The sequence below is a fragment of the Clostridium sp. AF35-15 genome, from assembly GCF_003477745.1.
Taxonomy (GTDB): domain Bacteria; phylum Bacillota; class Clostridia; order Lachnospirales; family Lachnospiraceae; genus Otoolea; species Otoolea fessa.
This window is the reverse complement of sequence record NZ_QUDY01000019.1, coordinates 1-4,448: the sequence shown is the minus strand read 5'-3', so window position 1 is coordinate 4,448 and position 4,448 is coordinate 1. Positions and strand designations below refer to the sequence as shown.

4 protein-coding genes, 2 tRNA genes and 1 pseudogene are annotated in these 4,448 nt (G+C 46.7%); 2 read left to right on the top strand and 5 right to left on the bottom strand.

Annotation, left to right across the window (positions count from 1 at the left end):
• Window positions 1-248: 248 nt before the first annotated feature.
• Together DWZ76_RS14815 and DWZ76_RS14810 are read right to left on the bottom strand one after the other, a co-directional pair.
• Entirely contained in the window at window positions 249-812 is a 564-nt protein-coding gene (locus tag DWZ76_RS14815; RefSeq protein WP_107001912.1) for a chromate transporter, read from the bottom strand.
• Window positions 813-827: 15 nt separating this feature from the next.
• The gene (locus DWZ76_RS14810; RefSeq protein WP_118473073.1) at window positions 828-1,403 is read right to left on the bottom strand and encodes a chromate transporter; all 576 of its coding nucleotides are present in this window, start codon (window positions 1,401-1,403) and stop codon (window positions 828-830) included.
• A gap of 270 nt (window positions 1,404-1,673) precedes the next feature.
• On the opposite strand from DWZ76_RS14810, the gene DWZ76_RS14805 reads away from it, so the two are divergent.
• Window positions 1,674-2,660, top strand: a complete 987-nt coding sequence (locus DWZ76_RS14805) for a LysR family transcriptional regulator (RefSeq protein WP_182431337.1) — start codon at window positions 1,674-1,676, stop codon at window positions 2,658-2,660.
• Window positions 2,661-3,037: 377 nt separating this feature from the next.
• Window positions 3,038-3,349: pseudogene (locus DWZ76_RS14800) on the top strand (Uma2 family endonuclease); the annotation flags it as partial.
• 27 nt (window positions 3,350-3,376) lie between these two features.
• On the opposite strand, the gene DWZ76_RS14795 reads toward DWZ76_RS14800, so the two are convergent.
• The 3 genes from DWZ76_RS14795 to DWZ76_RS14785 all read right to left on the bottom strand — a co-directional run bounded on the left by DWZ76_RS14795 (window position 3,377) and on the right by DWZ76_RS14785 (window position 4,324).
• A complete protein-coding gene (locus DWZ76_RS14795; RefSeq protein WP_118469527.1) occupies window positions 3,377-3,997 on the bottom strand; it encodes a flavodoxin family protein in 621 nt (206 codons plus the stop codon).
• 166 nt (window positions 3,998-4,163) lie between these two features.
• Window positions 4,164-4,236 (bottom strand) — tRNA-Gly (locus tag DWZ76_RS14790).
• Window positions 4,237-4,249: 13 nt separating this feature from the next.
• A tRNA-Pro gene (locus DWZ76_RS14785) sits at window positions 4,250-4,324 on the bottom strand.
• Window positions 4,325-4,448 lie beyond the last annotated feature (124 nt).

Below are 4,448 nucleotides of genomic sequence, written 5' to 3'. Positions count from 1 at the left end.
ACGTATGTTATGATACCAGAGTTTCCAAGGATTGTCAACGATTTTTCTATATTTGTTATTCTTTTTATTTTGTTGTGATTTTTTAGAATATTCTAACCATTTGAAGTCTATGCATCTATTTCCCCTAATCCCAGAAATGGCATCGAATCAAAAGAATTCGATGCCATTTCCATCCATTCATAAATACAGCTTTCAATCTCCATCTACACTCTCATTTATATCTATTACCTATTCTTATACTACCTTATCTACAAATGATACTCAATCAATTTAACTGCCAGGCTGACACCGCCGCAGACCCACATCACAAGAATTGGGTTCAGTTTCCATTTACGGAGCGCTATAAAAGCTGCCGAAAAAAGAACCAGGCTGCCCCACTGGATCATCCTCTCCCCATTTACCTCTGGAAGAACTGCTGCCAGTAGCATCGAAAGTCCGGCACCTGCGATCAGCGCCACTACCGCTGGGCGAAGACTGCCTAAAATACTTCCCATCGCAGAGCCGCCACGGTAACGCCGATATATGTATGCCAATACCGATACAATGATACAAGATGGGAAAATACATCCCCAGGTTGCCGCAACCGCCCCCGGAAGTCCCGCTATCCGAATTCCGACAAAGGTTGCTGAATTGACCGCAATCGGTCCCGGCGTCATTTCCGCGATCGTGATAAGATTCGTAAACTCCGTCATCGTGATCCATCCCTGTCGTTCCACAATCAGGCTCTGTACCAGTGGAATCGCCGCGTAGCCGCCGCCCACGCTGAAAAGCCCTATCTGCAGAAAGCTCAAAAATAATTGTATATAGATCATATCTATTCTCCCCCTCTATACCGCACCGGCCGTCTTCTCACGTTTTCTCATCCAGATAAATCGAATCGTTCCCGCCAGAATACCCGCCGCAATGATATAGATTACATTCACATCCAGCACAAAATCAGCCAGAAACGCAATTATCATGATTGCAATTGAATACAGCTTTTTTTCCTTCAGAACATTCACTCCCAGCCCACAGGAAACATCCAGAATCACAGCTGCCACGCCGACTCGCATTCCCTCTAGTGCTGCTGCCACCCAGACGTTCGACGCAAACGCGGCGTAACAGACGGATAAAACCGCCAGAATCGCCATCGGCGGAAGAATCGTTCCGATGACTGCCACCACCATTCCGGCAAACCCATATACTTTCCAGCCAACCAAAATTGCCCCATTTACCGCAATCGCGCCCGGACAGGACTGTGCCAGTGCGGTAAAATCAAGCATTTCCTGTTCATCAATCCAGTGAAGCTCATCCACGAAACATTTCTTCATAAATGTCACAATGACAAAACCGCCCCCGAATGTAAATGCGCTGATATAAAGTGTTTTTAAAAATAAAACCAGCAGTCGATGCTTCTGTTTCATCTGCCATTCCCCCTTTTTCTATTTTATCTTTTGTCTCTCCCAGTTCTCCTTCACGCAAAACAACATTCCTTTTTCTGTGCCCATTATAACACTTGCCAATTCATTTTAAAATTACTATAATTTATATATAGTTCTTATCAAGACATCTATGATCGTCTATAAAAGCAGCGCCGTCAAAAATAACCTTTCTGACGGCAGGCAAAAAGCAGGACAAACACACAGATACGAATGTTTCCCACTCCTTATGAAACATTCAGGAAAGGAGTTTTCATGACACTGCGGCATTTCCGAATTTTTATCGAAGTAGCATCCGCCGGAAGCATTACACAGGCGGCACGCAATCTCTACCTGACGCAGCCAACCGTCAGCACCGCCGTCCGGGAGCTCGAAGAACACTACGGAACATTATTTTTCGACCGGATCAACCAGCGTCTGCGAATTACCGGCGAAGGGCGGCGTTTTCTCGACTATGCACGCCATTTTATCCAGATGTACGATGAAATGGAGCTGGCATTTTCCAATTCCGGAATCAGCGGAGTTCTCCGCATCGGTGCCAGCACCAACGTGGGGATTTCCTATCTGCCACGTTTCATGCAGCTATTTCAAGAGACATATCCCCAGGTGCACACGCAGGTCCATATACAGACGACCGCACAGACGGAAGCCATGCTCTTAAATGGAGCGCTAGATCTTGCAATCGTCGGCGGAACCATCCACTCCGAACAGATTGCCCTGACTCCCCTGTTTCAGGAACACTACACCGCCATCTGCGCGCCGGGACACCCGATGGCAGGAAAAACCGTTTCCATCAATACATTTATGAAACAACCGCTGCTCTTTCGCGAAGTCGGCAGCACCTCCTATGAAGTATTTCAAAATGCCATCCGCCAGACCGGCTGTGAGGTCACCCCTGCCTGGGAAAGCACCTCGCAAGAGGCCATTCTCGAAGCCGTCCGCCTGGGGCTTGGCGTCACAATTCTGCCAAGCGCTATGATCGAAACTGAGCTGAGACTCAGTGCCATTTCCCGGATCTATTTTTCGGATTTTTCTTTTCAAAATACCGTTCATCTGGCGTGGCATCAGAGCAAGTTTCTGTCTCCTGTCATGCAGGATTTTATCCAAATGGCGCGTGAACTTTTGCCACCCAACCATATTTCCGCTCAAAATCCCCCGGGAATCTCCCCTCATGCATATCCTGTCCACAGAAATTTTCCGAAGGACTCTCCCGCAGCTACGCTCACTGATCTGCGATATTGAACTACCCTGGGAAAAATTTCGAAATGCATCGGTGCTCTATCAGATGCCTCTTCGTCATTTTCTGGCAAATGCGTTCTTTTCCGCTCTACTGGAACCAGGCAGCGGACTGGAAGATATGATTCTACAGATGCAGGGGATCGCGTTAGAGTATGCCATCGTCCGCTACAGCCTTTTCCTGTGATGGATGCATGACGGTTCCGGTAAACTTCCATATGAGACGGTTCGCGATTATCCGGTCATCATTATCCATATGACTGGATACGACGCTGAGGTTATCTGGGATTGGTTGCGAATACGTACGGATGATTGAAAATAATTTCTTCCTGTAATATACTTTTAGGTATAGGTATACCTATATTTCAAAAGATTACTGGAATTTGCCCGACGGGCAGCGTGCAGAGCTGATCGACGGGCAATTTTATAATATGGCACCTCCGAGCCGGATTTATCAGGAAATTTCCTACCAGATTTCTCACCTTCTTGGAAATTATATCGAGTCCAACGGCGGAGAATGCCGCGTTTATCCGCCTCCTTTCGCTGTCAATCTGGATGCGGATGATAAAGATTGGGTTGAGCCGGATATCTCTCTTATCTGTGATCCGAATAAATTGACCGACCGCGGCTGTTGCGGCGCTCCCGATCTCATTTTCGAAATCGTATCTCCATCCAGCCGGCGCATGGACTACATTATCAAAAATGCTCTGACTCCCTTAAACTTAGCGAATAAAATTCGTCGCCGTCCGCTCCTCCTGTTCCGGAAGACCATATTCTTTCTTGCCAAGCTCGATGGACTTCATAAGAAATGTCATATTCTTTGCAAGCATCCGCATCGTCTGCTTGCCTTCCTCATCCATCTCTGCCTCCCCTTTCTCACAGCCGTGAATACTGTTCCAGTATCTGCTGGATGCGATCGGCATATTGCTGATGGTAAAAAATTTGTTCAATTCATCAAAAGTCGCTGAGCAGCCGCCTCTGCGTGCACAGACTACACTGGCACCCACCTTCATGCTCTTATCAAAGGACGTGCTGTAAAACAAGCGGTCAAGACAGGCAATCAGCGTCGCATTAGCCGATGCATAGTAGACCGGACTGGCAATCACCAGGCCATCCGCCGCCTCAAAGAGAGGTGCCAGCTCATTTACGATATCATCAAACACACATTTTCCAATTTCGCTGCACTGGTTACAGGCAATACAGCCCCGGATATCTTTATTTCCAATCTGTATGGTTGTTACCTCTACCCCACTATTTCGAAATACATTCTCCATTTCCCGGATGGCAATGGATGTGTTGCCGTTTACACGTGGACTTCCGTTTAGAATTAATACTTTGCTCATTTGGTTTCCTCCTTTTACTCTGCGATACATTTATTCTAACAAATTGCTTTTAAACAGTCTGTAAGCGTATATATTGTCTTCAGGTGTCTACAACTGTCTACATAAAAATGAAAATGCAAAAAAGCGGAAACCCTGATGAATCAAAGCTTCCGCAATAATATAAAAGAGCGCGAGACGGGACTCGAACCCGCGGCCTCGACCTTGGCAAGGTCGCGCTCCACCAACTGAGCCACTCGCGCATACTTGTAAGAATCGGGGTGACAGGATTCGAACCTGCGACCTCCTGGTCCCAAACCAGGCGCTCTAGCCAAGCTGAGCCACACCCCGTCATCCACGTTTATATTTGATTTTCTTGAACGTTTATATACCTTCAAAACTGCACACTGAATTTCTTCTACTTCTATCTTTCATCCTTTTAGGAAATAACTTCCTCTTACCTATCCTTAACCAT

What these genes read in the sequence shown, in the direction of transcription:
- DWZ76_RS14815 (WP_107001912.1), bottom strand. Translation starts at nt 812, where the DNA reads ATGATCTATATACAATTATTTTTGAGCTTTCTGCAGATAGGGCTTTTC.
- DWZ76_RS14810 (WP_118473073.1), bottom strand. Translation starts at nt 1,403, where the DNA reads ATGAAACAGAAGCATCGACTGCTGGTTTTATTTTTAAAAACACTTTAT.
- DWZ76_RS14805 (WP_182431337.1), top strand. Translation starts at nt 1,674, where the DNA reads ATGACACTGCGGCATTTCCGAATTTTTATCGAAGTAGCATCCGCCGGA.
- DWZ76_RS14795 (WP_118469527.1), bottom strand. Translation starts at nt 3,997, where the DNA reads ATGAGCAAAGTATTAATTCTAAACGGAAGTCCACGTGTAAACGGCAAC.